This window comes from Bacteroides sp. (genome assembly GCF_052357945.1).
GTDB lineage: Bacteria > Bacteroidota > Bacteroidia > Bacteroidales > Bacteroidaceae > Bacteroides.
Genome location: NZ_DAWCXD010000085.1, coordinates 1 through 21376, shown reverse-complemented (window position 1 = coordinate 21376; position 21376 = coordinate 1). Strand labels below are relative to the sequence as shown.

At 46.4% G+C, this 21376-nt stretch carries 14 protein-coding genes and 3 pseudogenes; 8 read left to right on the top strand and 9 right to left on the bottom strand.

The annotated features are described in order from the left end of the window. The 3 genes and pseudogenes from ACT8YW_RS15015 to ACT8YW_RS15005 form a co-directional block, all read right to left on the bottom strand. Positions 1 to 721, bottom strand: a pseudogene (locus tag ACT8YW_RS15015) (hypothetical protein); the annotation flags it as partial. 89 nt (positions 722 to 810) lie between these two features. Continuing rightward, on the bottom strand, positions 811 to 1845 hold the full coding sequence (locus ACT8YW_RS15010; protein ID WP_004321762.1) for an HlyD family secretion protein: 1035 nt from the start codon (positions 1843 to 1845) through the stop codon (positions 811 to 813). 79 nt (positions 1846 to 1924) lie between these two features. Then, complete coding sequence (locus ACT8YW_RS15005) at positions 1925 to 3244, bottom strand: TolC family protein (RefSeq protein ID WP_444105870.1); 1320 nt, start codon at positions 3242 to 3244, stop codon at positions 1925 to 1927. A 579-nt stretch (positions 3245 to 3823) separates the two neighbouring features. Here ACT8YW_RS15005 and ACT8YW_RS15000 point away from each other — a divergent pair. Further along, the gene (locus ACT8YW_RS15000) at positions 3824 to 5032 is read left to right on the top strand and encodes a multidrug effflux MFS transporter (RefSeq protein WP_115484357.1); all 1209 of its coding nucleotides are present in this window, start codon (positions 3824 to 3826) and stop codon (positions 5030 to 5032) included. A gap of 221 nt (positions 5033 to 5253) precedes the next feature. Here ACT8YW_RS15000 and ACT8YW_RS14995 read toward each other — a convergent pair whose 3' ends face one another. The 5 genes from ACT8YW_RS14995 to ACT8YW_RS14975 form a co-directional block, all read right to left on the bottom strand. Next, on the bottom strand, positions 5254 to 6690 hold the full coding sequence (locus tag ACT8YW_RS14995; RefSeq protein WP_004321760.1) for a calcineurin-like phosphoesterase C-terminal domain-containing protein: 1437 nt from the start codon (positions 6688 to 6690) through the stop codon (positions 5254 to 5256). Positions 6691 to 6693: 3 nt separating this feature from the next. Further along, a complete protein-coding gene (locus ACT8YW_RS14990) occupies positions 6694 to 7251 on the bottom strand; it encodes a hypothetical protein (RefSeq protein ID WP_444105868.1) in 558 nt (185 codons plus the stop codon). A 69-nt stretch (positions 7252 to 7320) separates the two neighbouring features. Continuing rightward, on the bottom strand, positions 7321 to 8799 hold the full coding sequence (locus ACT8YW_RS14985) for a SusD/RagB family nutrient-binding outer membrane lipoprotein (protein ID WP_444105866.1): 1479 nt from the start codon (positions 8797 to 8799) through the stop codon (positions 7321 to 7323). Positions 8800 to 8809: 10 nt separating this feature from the next. Beyond that, positions 8810 to 12067 carry a SusC/RagA family TonB-linked outer membrane protein gene (locus ACT8YW_RS14980; protein ID WP_217725605.1) on the bottom strand — a complete coding sequence of 1086 codons (3258 nt, stop codon included), beginning with the start codon at positions 12065 to 12067 and terminating at the stop codon, positions 8810 to 8812. Between the two features lie 247 nt (positions 12068 to 12314). Further along, on the bottom strand, positions 12315 to 13163 hold the full coding sequence (locus ACT8YW_RS14975) for a helix-turn-helix domain-containing protein (protein WP_444105864.1): 849 nt from the start codon (positions 13161 to 13163) through the stop codon (positions 12315 to 12317). Between the two features lie 158 nt (positions 13164 to 13321). On the opposite strand from ACT8YW_RS14975, the gene ACT8YW_RS14970 reads away from it, so the two are divergent. Genes ACT8YW_RS14970 through ACT8YW_RS14955 form a run of 4 tightly spaced genes read left to right on the top strand, consistent with a single transcriptional unit; the run spans position 13322 to position 19766 of the window. Continuing rightward, positions 13322 to 14524 carry an efflux RND transporter periplasmic adaptor subunit gene (locus ACT8YW_RS14970; protein ID WP_118418388.1) on the top strand — a complete coding sequence of 401 codons (1203 nt, stop codon included), beginning with the start codon at positions 13322 to 13324 and terminating at the stop codon, positions 14522 to 14524. Positions 14525 to 14542: 18 nt separating this feature from the next. After that, on the top strand, positions 14543 to 17740 hold the full coding sequence (locus ACT8YW_RS14965; protein ID WP_004306872.1) for an efflux RND transporter permease subunit: 3198 nt from the start codon (positions 14543 to 14545) through the stop codon (positions 17738 to 17740). A 42-nt stretch (positions 17741 to 17782) separates the two neighbouring features. Beyond that, positions 17783 to 19147: a TolC family protein gene (locus tag ACT8YW_RS14960; protein WP_008776336.1), complete on the top strand. Its 1365-nt coding sequence runs from the start codon at positions 17783 to 17785 to the stop codon at positions 19145 to 19147. 10 nt (positions 19148 to 19157) lie between these two features. Continuing rightward, the gene (locus tag ACT8YW_RS14955) at positions 19158 to 19766 is read left to right on the top strand and encodes a TetR/AcrR family transcriptional regulator (protein WP_444105861.1); all 609 of its coding nucleotides are present in this window, start codon (positions 19158 to 19160) and stop codon (positions 19764 to 19766) included. Positions 19767 to 19869: 103 nt separating this feature from the next. Here ACT8YW_RS14955 and ACT8YW_RS14950 read toward each other — a convergent pair. Beyond that, positions 19870 to 20163: pseudogene (locus tag ACT8YW_RS14950) on the bottom strand (Rpn family recombination-promoting nuclease/putative transposase); the annotation flags it as partial. 132 nt (positions 20164 to 20295) lie between these two features. On the opposite strand from ACT8YW_RS14950, the gene ACT8YW_RS14945 reads away from it, so the two are divergent. From ACT8YW_RS14945 to ACT8YW_RS14935, 3 genes and pseudogenes are all read left to right on the top strand, one after another. Continuing rightward, positions 20296 to 20712: a helix-turn-helix domain-containing protein gene (locus ACT8YW_RS14945; RefSeq protein ID WP_444105859.1), complete on the top strand. Its 417-nt coding sequence runs from the start codon at positions 20296 to 20298 to the stop codon at positions 20710 to 20712. 56 nt (positions 20713 to 20768) lie between these two features. Further along, complete coding sequence (locus ACT8YW_RS14940; RefSeq protein WP_444105857.1) at positions 20769 to 21005, top strand: transposase; 237 nt, start codon at positions 20769 to 20771, stop codon at positions 21003 to 21005. 36 nt (positions 21006 to 21041) lie between these two features. Next, positions 21042 to 21305 (top strand): annotated as a pseudogene (locus tag ACT8YW_RS14935) (transposase); the annotation flags it as partial. Between the last annotated feature and the right edge of the window lie 71 nt (positions 21306 to 21376).

The window sequence follows — 21376 nt, the reverse complement described above, 5'->3', positions numbered from 1 at the left end:
ACCAGTCGTACCAGTCTCCGTAGTTGAAGAGGAAGGCGATTTCCGCTAATAAGGCAGCCCATAGTATCCCGCCCAGCCAGTCGATACCAAACAGAGGAAATTTGCGCATGAACCGGAAATGCTTCACACAAGTGAACTGTATCAATAAGACAATCAGCATCAGACCGGCAACGAACAGGTTCATGTATGTCCAGTGATAATGATACATCAAACGGGTCGTAATCAGGTCGGATAGCTGGATGCTTCCCAAAATAACAATATGAAGCCAGGGAAAGAAAACGGTGAAATCCCGTTTAGGAGTCATCCACAGCTGAATGTTTGACATACACTCGAAAGTTCCCTGTATTTTGCACATACCTTCGATGAAGCAGACCAACCACAATAGAGGGAGAAAGGTGATATGCGGTGCTATCAGGTTGCAGAGTAATACTCCCAGTGCGGCCGATGTAAGCAGGGTCTTATTGGTAAAACGAAACTTCATGCGGAACAGTAACGGAAAGTAGATCGCCATACCGGCCAGGTTGGCGTACATGCACATTAAAATATCCTCCCGCATCAGTGACATGCTGCCGATCATCTGATTCAATGCACCCAAATAGATACCTCCCGAAAGTTGGAAGGTGACGGCTATGAAAAGATAAATCCACGGTTGCATCTTCCGCGGCACGAAACTGCGGAACATCGGCAAAACAAAAGGACCGTTCAGAACAGGAGCACTCATAAGAATTGAAAATTAAAAAATTAAAGCGATTGGGAATTAAAGCAATTGATAATTAAAACAATGATTAAAACGATAAAGGGTTAAAGCGGTTAATACTTCACTTCACATTCCACGTTAAAACCGGCACGCATACGTTTCAAATCTTCCGGTTTGTTTCCTTTCAGACTGATACGTACGGGAATACGTTGCTCCACTTTCACGAAGTTTCCGGTGGCGTTGTCTTGCGGGATCATTGAAAAGGCGGCTCCTGTTGCATCGGAGATGGATTCTACTACTCCTTTGAATGTGACGTTCGGCACGGCGTCTGCGGTTATTTCCACTTCTGCACCTTCTTTGATATTCGGAAGCTGGGTTTCGCGGTAATTGGCGATTACCCACAAATCACTGCTGTCTACGATATCAACCATAGTCTGTCCCGGTTGCACCAGTTGCCCTTCCAGGATTTCTTTCTTTCCTGTCGTGCCGTCACACGGAGCAATGATGACTGTATAAGAGAGATTCAGACGGGCAAGTTCCAACGCAGCTTCTGCCAGGCGGACACCTGCTTCATTCTGTCCCAGGCGATGAGTCTGCTCACTTTTCACTAAAGAAGTAGACATTTTAGCCCGTGACACCTGTTCATAACGGGCTTTGGCAGCTTCGTATGCTGTATGTACGTTGTCATATTGCTGTTTCGTCACTGCGTCTTCCTGCAACAGTTTCTCAAAACGGTTCAGTTCACGTTTGGCATTTTCCATCTGTACACGTACTTCTTCAATACTTGCGTCGCTCACACTTAAATTGTTTTGCGTAGTGGCGATACCGATGGTAGTGGCCTGGCGTCCTGCGGTGGCATTCGCCAAATCCGCTTCTGCCTGTGCCACACGGAGACGGAATTCCGCATCTTCGATGATAAGAAGCGTGTCGCCTTTGCGCACTTGCTGATACTCGTCAAAGTAGATTTTCTTGATGAATCCCGGTACACGGGTATTGATCGGTGTGATATGTTGTTTCACCTGCGCATTATCCGTATATTCGATATTTCCCAAGTGGATAAACCGGGAACAAACATAAGTGACACCACCGATAAGTAAACAGATAATTACAATGTTGTATATTATCTTCTGGGTTTTTCTAGCTATCATAATCTGTTCTATTTTAAGAGAGATGAGAATTTGATTCTATTATAAGTTAGATTCTTTTTGATAAGTCATTACTTCTCTGTTAGAGAGTGTGTGTGATATATTTCATTTTATAATAACTGTATATCAAGTTAATACGTGCATTGACCAGACCGAGGTCGGCACTTAGTTTCATATTGCTGGCATCGAGCATATCGGTGAGCAAGGCAAGGTCGTTTTTATAACGGTTGCTGGTTACGTTATAGTTCTGGTCGGCAAGTTCCACGCTTTTCTCCTGTGTGCGCAGGTCTGTGAAAGAGGTGAGGAAGTTGACGTAGTTCGCCTGTACACCGTTCTCTATTTGTTCCTGTGCAAGTGAATATTCTTCCTGTGCTCTGCGGACGTTCAGTTTTGTCTGGCGCACTTTCTTGTTGTTTTTAAATAAAGAAGAAAGATTGTATTTGATACCGACCCCCACATACCAGTAATTGAAGTTATTGTCGAGCACCGGGACTTCGATGGTGATAGGACCATCTAAATGTTCACCGGCCACAAGTGCAATTTTCGGAAGCAGTTCCGAGCGTTCCAATTTCACTTTCTGCTCGTTCATTTTCATAGCCAGCTGGGCTTGTTGCAGTCCGACATTGCTTTGACTGGCCATCATTTGCCAGTCGTTTTCGGCTAATGCTGTCACTTCCTCGTTCAGCAAGGTAGAATCGGGAACGATCTCTGTTCCGGCAGGCAGATGTAAGGTAGTCACCAGTTGATGATTCATTATTTTGCGGGTATCCTGCACCTTTGCCAGTTGCAGTTTCAGCGTCTCTTTCTGTAGCTCATAGCGGGTGATGTCATTTTTTAAGGCCGTTCCCTGTGTGCGGCGTGATTCCATGTTGCGGATCACCTGTTCCGTCAAATCCAGATTCTTCTGTAACACTTGCAGCTGGTTATTCAACTTGTATAAATCCAGGTAATAGCCGGTCAGGAGAAAGCGGATTTCCTGACGGTTCTTCTGCCAGTCCAATGCAGCCATTTGCTGACCGAGTTCAGCCAGAGTAATACTGCTGTTGATGGCTCCTCCGGCGTAAATCACTTGTTGCGCTTCCAACGCAAAGTTATTGCCGAAGTGTGGCATAGAGATATTCTGCCCGTTTTTGAAGTCACGGTCCCATATATATCCGTCGCCCAGGTAACTAAATGAGAGTGAGGCACCTATGTCCGGCAAACGTTGTGACTTGGCAGCCTTCAAAGCTTCATCGGCTGCTTCCTTTCCGGTTTTATACATTTGAATACTCTGACTGTTCTCGTCTGCCAGACGGAACATTTCGTCAATGCCCAACACTCTCCTGTCAAGCGTCTGGGCAAACAGTCCCTGACTGCATAGCACGGCACATAGCGGCACTATGAGCCATCTTTTTTTGCTCATAAAGTGAAAAGAAATTTAATTAATAGTAGAATTTTGAATTTTCTTCACCACGGAATAATACAGAGTAACACAGAGTTTTTTTCTTTTGAAATATGTCAGTTGACACAAATTAATGAAGATTATTTGAACGCTGTGTCCTCTGGCGTTCTCTGTAGTGAATTCTTTGTAGTGAAAATAGGAGGGTTATCAAATCTGCGCTGCTACACCCCAACCGTGAAAGTCATGCATTTTGTTCTTGTAACGAATGGCGATTTGATAATATCTTAGTTTCATCTTGATACCTATTTTTCTATTTTTGGTTTGCAAAATTATGAAAAAAAACAAGTAAGTTGTAACCCTATATAGGCTCAAATATAATGTTTTTTAACGAATGGCAGCTAGCATATCAAATAGGAGAAAGAATAGAAAGAAGTACAACCACTCCTGAAGTAAAGATGCGATATAATATGTACCGTAAGGTGAAGCTATACGACTAAATAAGAAAAATTGTTCTGAAAAGCTCCTTTTTTGTTCTGATTAAGCCTATAAGTAAATAAAAGAAAACCTATACCTTTGCAGTCGAATTTTAATCAATAGTTTATGACTGCAATAATAAATAAGGAGAACTCAAAGGTATTTTTGCTGATTTTGCTCGGTATGTTGTCAGCGTTCGGACCTTTTGTGACGGATATGTATTTGCCTAGTCTGCCAGCCATGGCAGACTATTTTTCTACCCACTCGTCGATGGTGCAATTGGGGCTTACCACCAGTATGATAGGTTTGGCATTGGGACAAATCTTTTTCGGACCATTGAGTGATAAATACGGTAGGCGTCCGTTGTTGCTCGTCTCGATGATACTGTTCATCGTGTCTACCGTATTCTGTCTTTTTGCACCGGACATTTATTCGTTTATCACCTTGAGGTTGATACAGGGAATCGGAGGAGCAGGCGGTATTGTCATATCCCGTTCGGTGGCTACGGATAAGTTTTCGGGGAAGGAACTGGCCAAGATGCTGGCCGTGATCGGTGCGATTAATGGAGTGGCTCCCGTGGCAGCTCCGGTAATCGGAGGGTTGGTGACCGGGACGATCGGATGGAAAGGGATTTTTGTGATATTGCTGTTTATTGGCGTACTGCTGTGGATAGGCTGCATCCGTTTTAAAGAATCACTTCCCGTAGAGAAACGCTCGAAGACGGGAATCGTTTCTACTTTCCGTAACTTCGGTGCAATCGTTCATAACCCCCGTTACATGCTCTATGTTCTGCAACTGGCGTTTGCACAAGGCATCCTCTTTGCTTACATAGCTTCCTCACCTTTTATTGTGCAACAACATTACGGATTTTCCCCCTTTGCATTTAGTATCTGCTTCGCGGTGAATGCGGTAGCTATCGGGGTGGCAGCAGCTATCTCCGTGAAATTCCGCCAACCTGAAACTGGGACGCTGACCGGATGCATCGGTATGTTGTGTCTGTCCGTCTGTGTGATGATTGCCTTGTATAACGGATGCGGCTTTTGGACCTATGAACTGCTGATGTTCGCATTACTTTTCACAATGGGACTGACCTTTACTTCCTCCACCACCTTGGCGATGGATAGCGAACGCCGTTACGCCGGAGCAGCTTCCGCCCTGTTGGGAGCACTCTGTTTTGCTTCCGGAGGTATTGTTTCTCCGTTGGTCGGCTTGGGAAATATCCTTGTATCTACCGGAGTTACATTTGTGGTCTGCGCCATCTGTTCCCTGCTTTGTGCACTATGGGCGATGAGGAAAGTACCGATGAAAGTAGCAATGTGCCGGATTTTCCGTTAAATTGAGATTGTCTCAAAAAGAAGGTGTGACATAATGAATAATAAAACGCAGATTAACGCAAATTATCGCAGAAATAATTTTATAAGTCGTTGATTGATATTTCAATATAATTGAAATAATCTGCGATAATTTGCGTTAATCTGCGTTTTAACACACTTTCTAATTTACTACCGGTATAATCTTAGTATAATTACTACCAGTATAAACAGACTGAAATAAAACTACAGTTTTATCTCTTCCGTGAATATCTCCCCAAAACGGTTTTTAACCACCACCTTGACAGATTTTGCATCTTTGGAAGGCTGTGCACGGAAAAGATGACGTGTGCGATAACCCGTTTTCTTTCCCTTTACCATATTGATATAATCCTGATCCTCATCGTCAAAAGCCTGCATAGCACCTTTCAACACTCCATCCTCGTACCAGTTTACCGTATACGTCCAGTCCCAATCCCAGATATTGGCTACCACATAGTCTTTCTGGCTTTCAAACTCTCCCGGTTGGTAAAGCCGGAACTGATAGTCAGGAGAACACCCTGTTGCCTTGTAACGCCATTTCACATCATCACCTTTCACTTGTACCACCAGATAACCGTTTGGTGCTCCGCAACGATTCACGTGTCCTGCCCACCATGCGCCGCAGGCCGCTCCGATATTATGTTCGTAAATGGTAGGGGCGGGCAACTGATTTTCATAAAAGTGCGTGTGTCCGGAGAAAATATGTACTTGGTAAGGCCTCAACAGTTGGAAAAGCGCATTGGCGTTGCGCGCATTTCCCCCCGCAGCTACCGTGTTATTAGCTACTGGAGCGTGAACGTTCAGGAACACGATATTTCCTTTAGGCACATAACTTAAATCTTTTCTCAACCAGTCCAAATCTTCCGGCGTGAAGCGTTCCGTGTATTTCTTGTTGCCGTCGTAATCAATATCCTTCATTGCTATCACATGAACTTTACCGATATTGAATGAATAGTTGGCCGGGCCGAATGACTGATAATAATTCTGTTCCCCATAACCGTCCGCCGGATGATCCGTCTGCGTTATGGATTTGTAGAGCAGGTTGAAGTCGTGGTTTCCCATCAGTTGGAACATCGTCATTCCCAAGTTGGACACCGCTTGACGGTAAGGAGCGTACAGGTTCATGGCATCCCACACCAGATCCCCCAGTCCCATGCCGACGATTTCGAAGTTCTTTAGTGAGTCGGCAGTCTGTTTCAGGTCGGGCACTGTTTCCGTGCGGAAGCGGTCCAGTTGCTTTTCGTTTCTCACTTGCGGGTCGGAAAGGACGATGTAGACAAATTCATCCACCGGTTTCTGCCGTTTAGTCAATACGAAGTCACATTGGTTCTCGCTTTTCCCGGCATCCAGATATTGATAGAAACCATCGGCTACCCCCTCTTTGGAAGGAAGCTCATACGCTGCCGGAGTAGAGATGTAAACCATTGGATAACGTGTCGGATCAGTGTTCAGAACATAATTTCCTTCTGCATCAGTCGTATTGAAATGTGCCCCGTCTGTCACCACTACACCGCTGATGGGTTTACCTGTATTATCTTTCACACTACCTTTCACCACCGTCTGACCAAAGGCGGCAATAGCGTTCAGCTGGAAAAGCAAAACCGCTGCAAACAGCGTTTTTCTAAAATTGATCTTTTTCATTGCTTATAACTTTCTTAAAGTAACCTGATTGAATAATGCGATAATTTCTTCCGGTTCATCTGCCGACTTGAGAGCCTCCTCAAAAGACTTGCTGTTATCATCGAAACACATCACATTGGCGCAATCCAGAATATGACCCATGTTGAATGTAGCAACTTCCCGGCTCACCTCTTCTTTCTTCAATGCCTTCTTATAATATTTATTCACCTTATTAACCGCCTTGTAAATAGAAGGCTTCAAAATTTCGACCGAAGAATCCGTAAATCCGATTGTTACATCATACTCATGCGTATAATTCTGGATGAAAGTATTCCATTTTCCGGTAATGTCACTCCCCAGATAATGTTCCGCTTCAAACACTGGTTTGGTAGTCGGGATTTCTCCATACACGTCGAATATAAACGCCGCTTTCGGCTTTTTGCCTACGGGAGTAGCTTTTTTTTCGTTTTTGGAAATATGGTCTTTTCCGGAGATATTCTCGTTCATGGCGAGCTCTCCTTTTTGCGCCATTGCTGCCATCGTTATAACTAACACAACAGCCATACTGATTATTCTTTTCATATTCATTGAATTTTAAAGATTGATTGAAATGATAATTATTGCCGCAATCTTGGTGACCGACACATTCATTTATTGCTGCCACATCAGTCGGATATGGAAGTCATCGCCTCCCATGTTCGCTTTAGCCGCCTGATAATTTTTCAGATTAGTACGCTGCAGAGCAGATGGATATTTAAAGCGTTTCGGCATTTTGTTATTAGCATTTGCGATGCCGGGCCCCACAGGTAACACAGGAAAACCGGTACGGTTATATTCAAACCACTGCTGATAATCGCAGAAGAACAGTGCGACAAACTTCTGGTTCATGATTCGTTCCAGCGTATCATCATAAGCAGCTTCCGGATTTTCAAAATAATGGTCAGGTATTTTCTGTCCCCACTGTTCGATAGCCGCCTGCACTCCCTTCTGATAAGCCTCTTTGGCAGCGCTATTTCCTCCGTCGATCACTCCTTTTTTCAGTAATTCCGCTTTGATGAATTCCACTTCGGCATAAGGCATCATGGCAAGTTTCATAGGTGCCTTCGCCATTTCCTGATTCAGTCCCGAAGCAGTGATTGAAGGCAACGTCTGATAACCGCTGGGCAAACCCACATAATCTTTAGTCTGGTCGGGGAGAGTGACCTGTGTTGCATACACCTGCAGACGGGGATCGTTCCAACCTTTCAGCAGATTAACAAAGAACTCTGAAATCTGAACATAAGAAGTGAAATCCTGTGGACGGGTGAGCGGAGCTTCCTCCGGATAAGTTCCGCTGATGGCAAGCAGGGCAGCATCATCGTTCGATTCGAATACCGGGTAAGTGGCGGGATCGGTCAGCATGGTACGCAGCTCCTGCTTCGCGTTGAATTCCGGCACGTCGATCACCCGGAGCAGTGCACGCAGACGGAGCGAGTTGCAGAACTTCTTCCATTTCAAAATACCGGTTGCATCCCCTTTGGACGTCTTGTACAACATTTCGCCCGATTGGTTGTAGATCAACCCGTTAGCCTTGTCGAACAACTCGTTAGCTGTTTTCAGATTGTCGATAATCTGTTGGTACACCTGCTGCTGGGTGTCGAACTTCGGTGCAAGTATTCCCTCGTCGGCGGAGCAGGCTTCGCTCATCGGAATATCACCGAAGGCATCCGTCAGAATCTGGTATAGCCAACATTGCAAAGTCAGCGATATAGCATCGTAGTTGGGTTGTTTGGAGGCTTCCGGCAATTTTCCGGTGAGGCGCATCATCTCTTTGGCGTTGTTGATCCATTTATAATAAGTAGTCCATGTGCCGTCTCCTTCGCTGTCCGTCATATACCACCATCCCACACCGTTGGTGCTGCTGGTAGATACGGCACATTGCATCAGGTCGTAGGTATAGCTGTTGTAGCGTTTCCAGTTGTAGACCGATGTTTCGTATAAAATCGGGTTGAGCAGCGTGCCGGGATTCACCTCATCCATGCGGGTGGGGTCTGTATTGAGTTCGTCGAAGCTGGTGCAGGAAGTCGTGCAGAGAGTTCCGCACAAAGTCATTCCCCATACTATATTTTTGAAAAGTTTATTGGTTTTCATAAGTCAGTGTTTAAAAAGATACGTTAATATTCAGTCCGAAAGTACGTGCCGTAGGCAGTGAGCCCGTCTCCACACCGGTCACCATCGAACTTCCGTTGAGGGCGGCAGATTCGGGGTCGAACAGAGGATAGTCGGTGATACAGAACAGGTTGCGTGCGTAGAGTGCCACCGATGCTTTGCTGAACGGTGTTTTCTTCAGTGTGCTGTTCGGCAACTTGTACTCCAGTCTCATTTCGCGCAACTTGAGGAATGAAGTGTCGAACGTGTTAGTTTCCACATTGGCCATCCGGTAATATTCCTTATAATAACTTTCCACGGTCACCACTTTGGTGTTTGGCGAGTAAGTTCCGTCATCGTTCTTCACTGTTCCCGGAGCAATCATGTACATCCCGTCTTGTGGTGAAAGTCCGGCCGCAGCGATGCGCGGGTCGTCTTTCGACATATAAAATTCCGTTCCCGGCAGACGTCCGTTCAGGGTATGTTGCAGTTTTCCCTGTTCCGTCATTTTGTGGTGCGAGTGCGAGTACATTTTACCTCCCACTTGTCCGTCGAGCAGGACGCTAAGCGTGAAGTTCTTGTAAGAAAATTCATTGTACAGTCCGGCTTTCCATTTCGGATAGGCCGTGCCGACGTATTCGATCTCTCCCGAACGTTCGGGCAATCCGTTGTCGTTGATGACCACATTTCCTTCCGGGTCGCGTACCAGTTTATATCCCCAGAGATCGCCCGTAGTTCCACCCACACGTCCGATGATAGACACACTACCGATACTGCTGATTAACTGGTTCTCATCCGCCCCTTCCGCCAGTGAGAGAATCCGGTTCTCGTTCTTAGACCAGGTGAAAGTAGCGTTCCAGCGGAAATCCCTGCTGACTACCGGAGTAACGTCCAACTGGATTTCGTAACCGCGGTTGCGGACGCATCCCGAATTGATGGTAGCTTTGCTGTAACCTGTGGTCGGGTCCATCGGAGCATCCAGAATCTGGTTTTTGGTGCGGTTATAATAGAATGTGAAATCGAGTCCGATGCGGTTGTGAAACATGCGGAAGTCGAATCCCGTTTCGTAATTGGTCGAAATCTCCGGTTTGAAATCCTGATTATAGAGCGTAGAAGATACGATGGCCGATCCGGGGAAATCGCTCGTGCCATAATAGGGCGATGTCTTGTAAGGGTCTGTGTCGTTGCCGACCTGTGCCAGCGAACCTCTCACTTTCAACAGACTGATCTGTTCCGGCAACGTGAACCACTCGTTCATTACTGCACTGACGCTGACCGACGGATAGAAGAAAGAACGGTTGCTTTTCGGCAGGGTAGACGACCAGTCATTGCGCCCGGTGACATCGAGAAACAGTTTATCCTTATACGAGAAATTGGCCGTGAAATAAAGACTGTTCAGCGCTTTCTTTTTGATAACCGTCTGCACGTTCGGGTTGGAAACACCGTTTGCCAGTTTGTATACTCCCGGCGTAATCAATCCTACCACCGAGGCAGCCAACATATCGTAGCTTTGTTGCATCATGTTTCCACCTGCCGAAGCGTTGACACGCAATCCGTTGGCGAATGAATCATGGTAAGTAAATAAAGCATCGCTGTTTAATTCATAATCGAACACATTCTGCTTCTTGAAAAACCCGTTTCCGAAAACCACGTCACTGATAGGACGATGCTGTTCGCGTTGGTCGGCTGACAACTGGATACCGGACCGGATCATGAAATCGAATTTACTGTTGATGCGCAGATTGGCAGAAATGGATGATACATTACTGTGTTTCTCCGAAGGATTTTCAGATTCGTACAGAATGACATACGGGTTTCCGATAAAGGAACTGTACGGTTGGAGCTGTTTCACATTTTCCTGTCCGGTACGCCACATCGGACGCAACCAGTCGAGGTTGACATTCGGATTCTGGAAGATAAGGAAGTAGGAGATAGAGTTACTGTTATATCCCAGTGCAGGCGTGTTGTTGAGCTTGCGGTACGTATAACTCGACTTGAAATTAATGCGCAGTGCCCTCGAAATCTGCTGTTGGGCGGAAACCATGGCGGTGATACGCTGGAAACCTGTATTGGGGAGAATCCATTCGTTCTTAGTGTGGGTGATGGACGCCCGTACGCTGCCCCGGTCGGATTTTCCGGTCAAGGCTACCGAGTTGGTCAGGGTGTATCCTGTCTGGAACAAATCTTTGCGGTTGTTTTTGTACGCTACCCAAGGGGTGGCAACAGAAGCGCGTCCCTGCGTTACGGGGTCATATTGGTAGAACAACCTGTTGGCGTCGAAACGTGCTCCGTAGGCGCTACTGGTTCCGCTGGTGCTTGCGTAACTGCCGTCTTCCGCTTTCCCGTAAGAGTAATAGGGCTGGCCTTCGTAGATAGAACCTGCCGGACCGATATTGCTCGGCAATCCCTGTCCGAATTCATACTGGTAATCGGGCCATCTCATCACATCGTCAATACTGAAGTTACCGCTGTAAGACACACCGATACCTTTGGGTGCACCCGCTCCCGATTTGGTAGTCACCATAATCACGCCATTGGCTGCACGCGTACCGTACAAGGCTGTCGCACTGGCCCCTTTTAATACTTGGATGCTTTCGATATCATCCGGATTGATGTCGGAGAATCCGTTACCATAGTCCACGGAAAGTTCGCTGTTTGAACCTGCACCGTAGGCAACACCCGGATTGGTCATCGGACTACTCATCGGTACACCGTCCACTACCACCAATGCGTTGTTTCCGTTCTGGTTCAGCGAGACATCCCCCCGCAGCGAGATACGGCTCGAATTAAGCGGACCACCGGAAGAGATAACACTCAATCCGGCTACCTTGCCGTTCAGTGCCGTCGACCAGTTGGTGGGCAGGGCACTCGTAATCATATCCCCTTTCACGGTTTCCGTGGCATATCCCAATCCTTTTTCTTCACGTTTGATCCCCAGGGCAGTCACCACCACATCATTCAGTTGTTGCGACTCTTCCGCCAGTTTTACGTTCATCGTATTGCCTGCATAGTTCTTCTGTAGCGTTTTATATCCCACATAACTGAATACAAGCAAATCCTTTTGAGTCAATGTTTTCTTAGTCTTCAGGGAGTAGTTTCCGTCGATGTCGGTCACCGTGCCGTCTGTCGAGTTTTTCACAGCTACGGTAGCCCCGATTAACGGTTCCCCACCTTCACTCGTTATTTTTCCTTTCACTGTTGTCTGTGCGTATGCAGAGCCACAGCACAAGAGCCCAATTGACAGAGAAAGCAGCCATTTGTTTCTTTTCATAATCTTTTACCTTGCTTCTTTTAATTTATTAAATGCAATAAAGTTATTCACACCCGTGTTTTTGTTTCACGGTGCAAAGGAATGCAAGGCAGATTAAGATAGTATTACAGATCTGTTAACAATCTGTGTTGTGCGATAAATACAAATTAATAAAATAAATGGAGGCACGGATTACGCGGTTCTTTTATTAACTAAAACCGTGTAATCCGTGCCTAATAATCTAATAATAAAAGATTATTTTACTTGATTAGATAGAATACTTACTCTGATACTCTTTCGGCGACATCCCCTCGTGCCGTTTGAAGTACCTTCCTAAATACGACTGATCGGGAAAACCAAGTCGGTCGGCTATTTCCTGAATCGTCAGTCCGGTGGATTGAAGCAACACTTTTATCTCCAGGATGGCAAAGTCGTCGATAATCTTTTTGGCAGCCTCGCCCGTCACGCTTTTGCAGATACCTGTCAGGTATTTGGTGGAGATACACAGTTTGCTGGCGTAGAAAGTCACTTCCCGTTGTGAGATACAGTTTTCATGTACCAGTGCGATGAAATTCTTAAAGATTTCATCCTGCCGGCTTCCTCCTTCGATTTCCTGTCGGTCGAAGTAGCGGTAACACTTATCATAAATATCCAGCATAAACGACTGGAGATGATTTTTGGCGATCTGGTTGCGGAAACGGTTTTCACGATCGTTGTATATAGCTGTTGTGGCACGCATTAACCCGTTGATTGCTCCTGTGCTTTCATCCTTGAGTGTATAGCACGGTTTTTCTTTGATGAACCGGAAGAAGATCGGCTCGAAACGGAGGCAGGCTTCGCGAAACATTTCTTTGGGAAATCCGAAGAAAGAAGCTGTGAAATCGCTGCTGTTGCCATTGATGCGGATAATCGTTCCCGGCAAGAGCACGATTTGAGTGTTTTCTACTATTTCATAGTCTTTCAGGTCGATTGTGACGTGTGCCCATCCGCTTCTGCAAAAATAGATGGCACCCCCTTCCAGTTTCCACAGGCGTTGCATAATTGGAGACAGGTTTTCGTCCATTCCGGCAACGAACGGTTCATGAAGTATGGCTAGGCTAGAGTTTTTTTGTTCCATTGTTCTTCTTATTTTGGGTACAAAAATAGGACTTTTTCACTAAATATCGGTTTTAATGTTCCTAAAATGAACAAAACTGAATACACTATGTCCAGTTTTCTATGAAGAAAACAGCCTACCTTTGCCGCGTTCAAAAATAGTTAAATAGGTAACAGAAAATGAGTAAAAAGGTATGTAAAGTGAAGCAAGGGCTATTGTTGCTCTGCTGTATGGTAGCTGCTACGGGCTGCAAACAAGCTCCTCCGGCACAAATGGAAACAGAATATGAAGTGATGACCGTTTCTCCGGCCGACCGGATGATTTCAAGCGCCTACTCGGCGACCATCCGCGGACGTCAGGATATTGATATTTACCCCCAGGTAAGTGGTACGCTGACTAAAGTATGCGTAACGGAAGGGCAGCGTGTAAAGAACGGACAGACATTGTTCATCATCGACCAAGTGCCGTATGAAGCTGCTTTGCAGACGGCAGTGGCAAACGTTGAATCGGCCAAGGCCTCTCTGGCTACAGCGCAACTGACGTATGACAGTAAAGAGGAACTGTATAAAGAGAACGTAATTTCCTCTTTCGATTTGAGTACGGCAAAAAACTCCCTGTTGGCTGCCAAAGCACAGTTGGCACAGGCCAAGGCGCAGGAAGTGAGTGCCCGCAATAATCTTTCTTATACGGTTGTGAAAAGTCCGGCCGACGGAGTGGTAGGCACGTTGCCTTACCGTGTAGGAGCTTTGGTTAGTTCCGCTCTTGCCCAGCCGTTGACTACCGTTTCCGACAATTCGGATATGTACGTCTACTTCTCCATGACGGAAAACCAATTACTGGGACTGATCCGCCAATACGGTTCTAAAGAGGAAGCATTGAAAAATATGCCTGCCATCGACCTGCAACTGAACGATAAGTCAGCCTACTCCGAACGGGGACAGATTGAATCTATCAGCGGAGTGATCGACCGTTCGACGGGTACGGTCAGCCTGCGTGCAGTTTTCCCGAACAAGGAAGGATTGCTGCATAGCGGTGGTGCGGGTAATGTGATTGTTCCTGTTCAAAAAACAGCTGCGCTGACCATTCCACAGGCTGCCACTTTCGAAATACAAGATAAGAGATATGTCTATAAGGTAGTGGACGGCAAGGCTCAATCCAGCCAGGTACAAGTGACCCGTGTCAATGGCGGTCGGGAATTTATTGTAGATGAAGGATTGGCACCGGGAGATGTGATCGTGGCAGAAGGAGTAGGTTTGCTTCGTGAAGGCACTCCGGTCAAGGCGAAGGCTGCTCAATCTCCAGTGGCAGGAGTGACAAATGCTAATCAATCCTCATCAACAGAGACAACAACGAAGTCTCCGGCAACTACTACTGAAAATTAAACCAAGGAGGAATCATTCATGAATTTAAGAACCTTTATAGAACGCCCCGTATTATCGGCAGTCATCTCTATCACGATTGTCGTAGTGGGTATCATCGGGCTGTTCAGCTTGCCCGTTGAGCAGTATCCCGATATTGCTCCGCCTACCATTATGGTGAGTACCACCTATTATGGCGCCAGTGCGGAAACATTGCAGAAGAGTGTTATTGCGCCTTTGGAAGAGGCGATCAACGGAGTGGAAGACATGACCTACATGACTTCCTCCGCCACCAATTCCGGTTCGGTGAGCATCACCGTCTATTTTAAGCAGGGCACAGACCCCGATATGGCGGCTGTCAACGTGCAGAACCGTGTATCACGTGCTACGGGACAACTTCCGGCGGAGGTAACCCAGGTCGGTGTGACCACTTCCAAGCGTCAGACGAGTATTCTGCAGATGTTCTCATTGTATAGTCCGGACGACAGTTACGACGAGAACTTCCTGTCCAACTATATCAGCATCAACCTGAAACCGCAGATTCTTCGTATCTCCGGTGTGGGCGACCTGATGATTATGGGCGGTGAATATAGTATGCGTGTATGGATGAAACCGGACGTGATGGCACAGTACAAACTGATTCCGTCCGATATCACCGGTGTGCTTGCCGAGCAGAATATCGAATCGGCTACCGGTTCGTTCGGTGAAAATTCCGATGAGACTTATCAGTATACGATGAAGTACACCGGACGTCTCATTACTCCCGAAGAATTCGGGGATATCGTCATCCGTTCCACCGACAATGGCGAAGTCTTGAAACTGAAAGACGTTGCCGATATCCAACTGGGACAGGACAGCTACGCTTACCACGGTGGTATGGACGGTCATCCGGGTGTATCCTGTATGGTGTTCCAGACGGCAGGTTCCAATGCGACCGAAGTAAACCAGAATATCGACAAACTCCTCGAAGAGGCAAGCAAAGACCTTCCGAAAGGCGTGGAACTGACGCAGATGATGAGCTCCAACGACTTCCTGTTCGCTTCCATTCATGAGGTGGTGAAAACGTTGATCGAGGCTATCATTCTGGTTATCCTTGTGGTGTACGTCTTCTTGCAGGACTTCCGTTCTACATTGATTCCGCTGGTCGGAATTGTGGTTTCCCTGGTGGGTACGTTTGCTTTCATGGCGATAGCCGGATTCAGTATCAACCTGCTGACCCTGTTTGCGCTAGTGCTCGTTATCGGTACGGTGGTGGATGATGCCATTATTGTCGTCGAGGCGGTGCAGGCGCGGTTCGATGTGGGCTACAGGTCGTCATATATGGCAAGTATCGACGCTATGAAAGGAATCAGTAATGCCGTTATCACCTCTTCGCTGGTATTTATGGCGGTGTTCATTCCGGTGTCCTTCATGGGCGGCACTTCCGGTACGTTCTATACCCAGTTCGGTTTGACGATGGCGGTTGCGGTAGGTATCTCCGCTATTAACGCGTTGACTTTGAGTCCGGCTTTGTGTGCACTGCTGCTGAAACCTTATATTAATGAAGACGGAACGCAGAAGAACAACTTTGCGGCACGCTTCCGTAAGGCTTTCAATTCGGCTTTCGATGTGATGGTGGATAAATATAAGACGATTGTATTGTTCTTTATCAAGCGCAGATGGTTGACATGGTCGTTGCTGGCTTGTTCCGTGGTATTGCTTGTGTTACTGATGAATAACACGAAGACCAGTCTGGTACCCGACGAAGATCAGGGTGTTATTTTCGTGAATGTAAGTACGGCGGCAGGCAGTTCGCTGACAACGACGGATAAGGTGATGGAACGTATCGAAAAACGCCTGATAGAAATACCTCAACTGAAACACGTGCAGAAAGTGGCCGGTTACGGATTGTTGGCAGGACAGGGTAGTTCGTTCGGTATGTTGATTCTCAAACTGAAACCGTGGGACGAACGTCCGGGTGATGAGGACAATGTGCAGTCGGTGATCGGTCAGGTATATGCGCGTACGGCTGATATCAAGGATGCCAGTGTGTTCGCCATCTCTCCGGGTATGATTCCGGGTTACGGTATGGGTAATGCGCTCGAACTCCACATGCAGGATAAGATGGGCGGTGATATGAACGAGTTCTTTACCACCACCCAGCAATACTTGGGAGCTTTGAACCAGCGGCCTGAAATATCGATGGCTTATTCGACGTTCGACGTTCGCTATCCGCAGTGGACGGTAGAGGTGGATGCAGCTAAATGTAAGCGTGCAGGTATCACGCCCGACGCTGTATTGAGTACGCTGTCCGGTTATTACGGTGGACAGTATGTGTCCAATTTCAACCGTTTCTCTAAAGTGTACCGTGTCATGATTCAGGCCGATCCGGTGTTCCGTTTGGACGAAACTTCCCTCGATAATGCTTTTGTGCGTATGTCGAATGGAGAGATGGCGCCATTGAGCCAGTTCGTTACGCTGACCCGTAGCTACGGTGCGGAATCGTTGAGCCGTTTCAATATGTATAACTCCATTGCGGTAAATGCGATGCCGGCCGACGGATATAGTACGGGAGACGCCATCAAGGCTGTGCAGGAAACTGCCGAACAGTCTCTTCCGAAAGGCTATGGCTATGATTACGGAGGTATCACCCGTGAGGAAAACCAGCAGAGCGGTACGACGATCATTATTTTCGGTATCTGCTTCCTGATGATTTACCTTATTTTGAGTGCGCTTTATGAGAGCTTCATTATTCCGTTCGCTGTGCTTTTGAGTGTGCCTTGCGGATTGATGGGTAGCTTCCTTTTCGCCTGGATGTTCGGACTGGAGAATAATATTTATCTGCAAACAGGTTTGATTATGTTGATCGGTCTGCTGGCGAAGACGGCTATTTTGCTGACGGAATATGCTGCCGAACGTCGTAAAGCAGGTATGGGGCTGATTGCTTCTGCGGTCAGTGCGGCTAAAGCCCGTCTGCGTCCGATTCTGATGACGGCATTGACGATGATTTTCGGTCTGTTCCCGTTGATGATGTCAAGTGGAGTGGGAGCCAACGGTAACCGTTCATTGGGTACGGGTGTAGTAGGTGGTATGACCATCGGTACGTTGGCGTTGCTCTTCATCGTGCCTACTTTGTTTATTGCTTTCCAGTGGTTGCAGGAACGTTTGCGTCCCGTGCAGAGCGTCCCGACGCATGACTGGCAGATTGAAGAAGAAATCAAAGTGAGCGAGGAAGAAAAATCTAAAGCTGGAAAAGAATAATTGATGATTAAAGGTTTTAGACCTGAATTAAAATAAGAACTAATGAGAAAAATAATCATTCTGTCCGCAGCAACGCTTATATTGAGTAGTTGCGGTATCTACAATAAATACAAACCGGTATCGGAAGTTCCCGAAGGACTTTACGGCAGCGAATCTGTTGCTGCCACCGATACGGCAAACTTCGGTAACCTCTCGTGGCGGGAGGTCTTTACCGACCCTTATCTGCAGAATTTGGTGGACTCGGCACTCTTGCGCAACACCGATATGCAAACTGCCCATTTGCGTGTGAAAGAAGCGGAAGCCACGCTGTTGACGTCCAAACTGTCTTATCTGCCTTCTTTGTTTCTGGCACCGGAAGGAGCTGTCAGCAGCTTCGACCGTGGAAAGGCTACACAAACTTATTCGCTGCCCGTGACTGCTTCGTGGGAACTGGATATTTTTGGAAAGGTGACAACAGCAAAGCGTCGTGCGAAAGCTGCTTACGAACAGAGCAAGGAATATGAACAGGCTGTCAAGACGCAGTTAGTAGCATCCGTTGCCAATACGTATTACACCTTGCTGATGCTCGATTCGCAGTATGAGATAGCTGTGGCTACCGAAGCTGCCTGGAAAGAAAGTGTAAATGCCACCCGTGCCATGAAAAAGGCCGGGATGGTGAATGAGGCCGGACTGGCGCAGACGGAGGCTACCTACTTCAATATATGTACCACCGTACTCGACCTGAAAGAGCAAATCAATCAGGCGGAAAATTCACTGGCACTTTTACTGGCAGAAACTCCTCACAAAATACAGCGTGGCAAATTGGGAAATCAACAGTTGCCGGAAAACTTCTCCGTGGGTGTTCCCTTACAGATGCTTGCCAACCGTCCTGACGTGCGTAGCGCAGAATTTTCGTTGGCACAGGCTTTCTATACAACGAATGCCGCACGTGCCGCTTTCTATCCTTCCATCACGTTGAGCGGCAGTGCAGGATGGACCAACAGTGCAGGGAGCATGATTGTCAACCCGGGTAAGTTCCTGGCCTCCGCCGTGGCTTCCCTGACGCAGCCTTTGTTTAATAAAGGAGCGAACATCGCCCAACTGAAAATAGCGAAAGCCCAACAGGAGGAAGCCCGCCTTAGTTTCGAACAGACCTTGCTGAACGCAGGCGTGGAAGTGAACGAGGCACTGGTGCAGTACCAGACTGCCCGCGAGAAAGCCGACTACTACAACAAGCAGGTGGCTTCCCTGCAAACAGCAGCCAAGAGCACAAGCCTGTTGATGAAACATGGCAACACCACTTATCTGGAAGTATTGACCGCCCAACAGACGTTGCTCAACGCGCAACTGTCACAAGTGGCGAACCGCTTTACTGAAATCCAGGGCGTAATCACTTTGTATCAGGCATTGGGTGGCGGCCGTATGTAGGGAGGTATGTATGAATCCAGAAACACTGCGTTGCCGGATACTCGACTACACCAAGCGGGAAATGTACCAGCATGGTGCCGACGGGTTGACGATGGATGATATAGCCAGGGGAATGAAGATGTCGAAGCGGACACTCTACAAGCTCTTTCCCAGCAAAACGAGTCTGTTCCGTGTCTGTCTTTCTGATTTTGCCAACGGAATCAGAAGCCGGATCCAGCAAAAACAGATACGGATGGACAGCTCGTGCATGGAGGCACTTTTTATCACAGTGGATGGCTATCTCACCCTGCTTCATTTGCTGGGGAAGAAGTTGCTGATGGATATTGCTGCCGACAAGGAATACCGTGCTGCTTTCGAGCGGGAGGAGGCTTTCTGGTTGCAGCAGTTGATTGATGTCTTGACGCATTGTAAGATTTGCGGTTATCTGCTTCCCGGAGTCGATCCCGACCGTTTTGCACCGGATTTGCAGGAGGTCATCTACCAGAGCAGCTTGCAAGGCACCCCGTACCTGGTGCAGCGTATGTTGAACTATACGCTTCTGCGGGGGCTTTTTAAGATGGACGGTATCCGTTATATTGACGAACACCTGAAACCTGATAATTTGAATGTTTGTGTATGAAGAGAAAGAGGTGGACTACCCTGCAAAGGGAGCTCACCTCTTTTTATTTTCTTCGTTCGTAAACGGTTGGTTACAAGATAGTGCCTTTATGAATCCGATTACTTTATAATCCTTCGATTATGCTTAAAGGTAAATCGGTACATTCGGCGATAGACTCATTGTCTATCCCTTTGGCTTTCATGTTCCGGGCTATTTTCAGCTGGGTTTCTTGTGCACCTTTTTGTTCAGCTGCATCCATTGTCACCAAATAATCTCGGTACACTTTGACGCTATTGTCGTATCGCTCCCTGTCTTCCGGAGACATAGAAGCCACATCAGCGATATCTTCCAATTTCTCGAAGACAGCTTTTCGTGCCTTGAACGGCATGCGTTTTAAAGTTTCCATATTATTTATTAATGCGAATCAGTAGTTGATTATCAACTACTGATTCGCATTAATAATAAACTATATATAAGTAAGTGATCTAAAATATTTTTATATTCAGCATAAAATATTAATATTGTCTCATGATATTTTAGACTTTGAATCATGAAACATATAAAAGTGCTTGAATTAAGCGAGGCTGATCGCCTCAAACTAGAGAAAGGCTATTATAATGGCCTTACTCATAACTATCGTATCAGATGTAAATCCATATTGTTGAAGTCCTCAGGAAAATCAGCTTCAGAAATAGCTGAAATATTCGATGTGACAATACCAACAGTATACGCATGGATAAAACGTTATAAAGAAAATGGTATCAAAGGCTTGGAAACACGTCCCGGCCAAGGTCGTAAACCTATAATGGATTGTTCCGATGAGGAAGCAGTCCGTAAAGCTATAGAGGAGGACCGTCAAAGTGTATCAAAAGCACGCGAAGCCTGGGAAAAAGCTTCTGGTAAAAAAGCCAGTGACATTACCTTCAAACGTTTTTTAGGAGCATTGGTGCAAGATATAGGCGAATAAGAAAACGCCCAAGGGGCATACCCTCACCGCAACTCTACACATACAAGAAAGAGAAGTTGCAAGAACTTGAAAGCCTTGATTCCAAAGGTAAAATAGAACTTTATTATGCTGATGAAAGTCATGTATGTACCGATGGTTATGTACCTTACGGATGGCAGTTCAAAAATGAGAATATCTATATTCCATCCGAGAAAACCACAAGACTTAATATCTTTGGCATGATTACCAGAAGAAATCAATATAAAGGCTTTACAACACAAGAATCCATTAATGCAGACAGGCTTGTGGATTAGCTTGACAGATTCTCCTTTGAGGTAAAGAAGAAAACGGTAGTTGTCCTTGACAATGCTTCTGTCCATAGAAATCGGAAGATAAAGGAAATTAGAAAAATATGGGAGGATAGAGGATTATTCCTTTTCTATCTTCCACCATACTCTCCGGAACTTAATCCAGCCGAAACTTTGTGGCGCATATTGAAAGGCAAATGGATAAGACCTGCTGATTGCAATACTAAGGACTCGCTTTTCTATTGTACAAACAGAGCTCTAGCATCTGTAGGTACGAACTTATTTGTGAATTACTCATATATGTAAAATTAATTTTGAATAGACCCGTTGGCGGAATTAAATCAGCGCATATTTAATTCTTCCAATGGGTCTTCCAT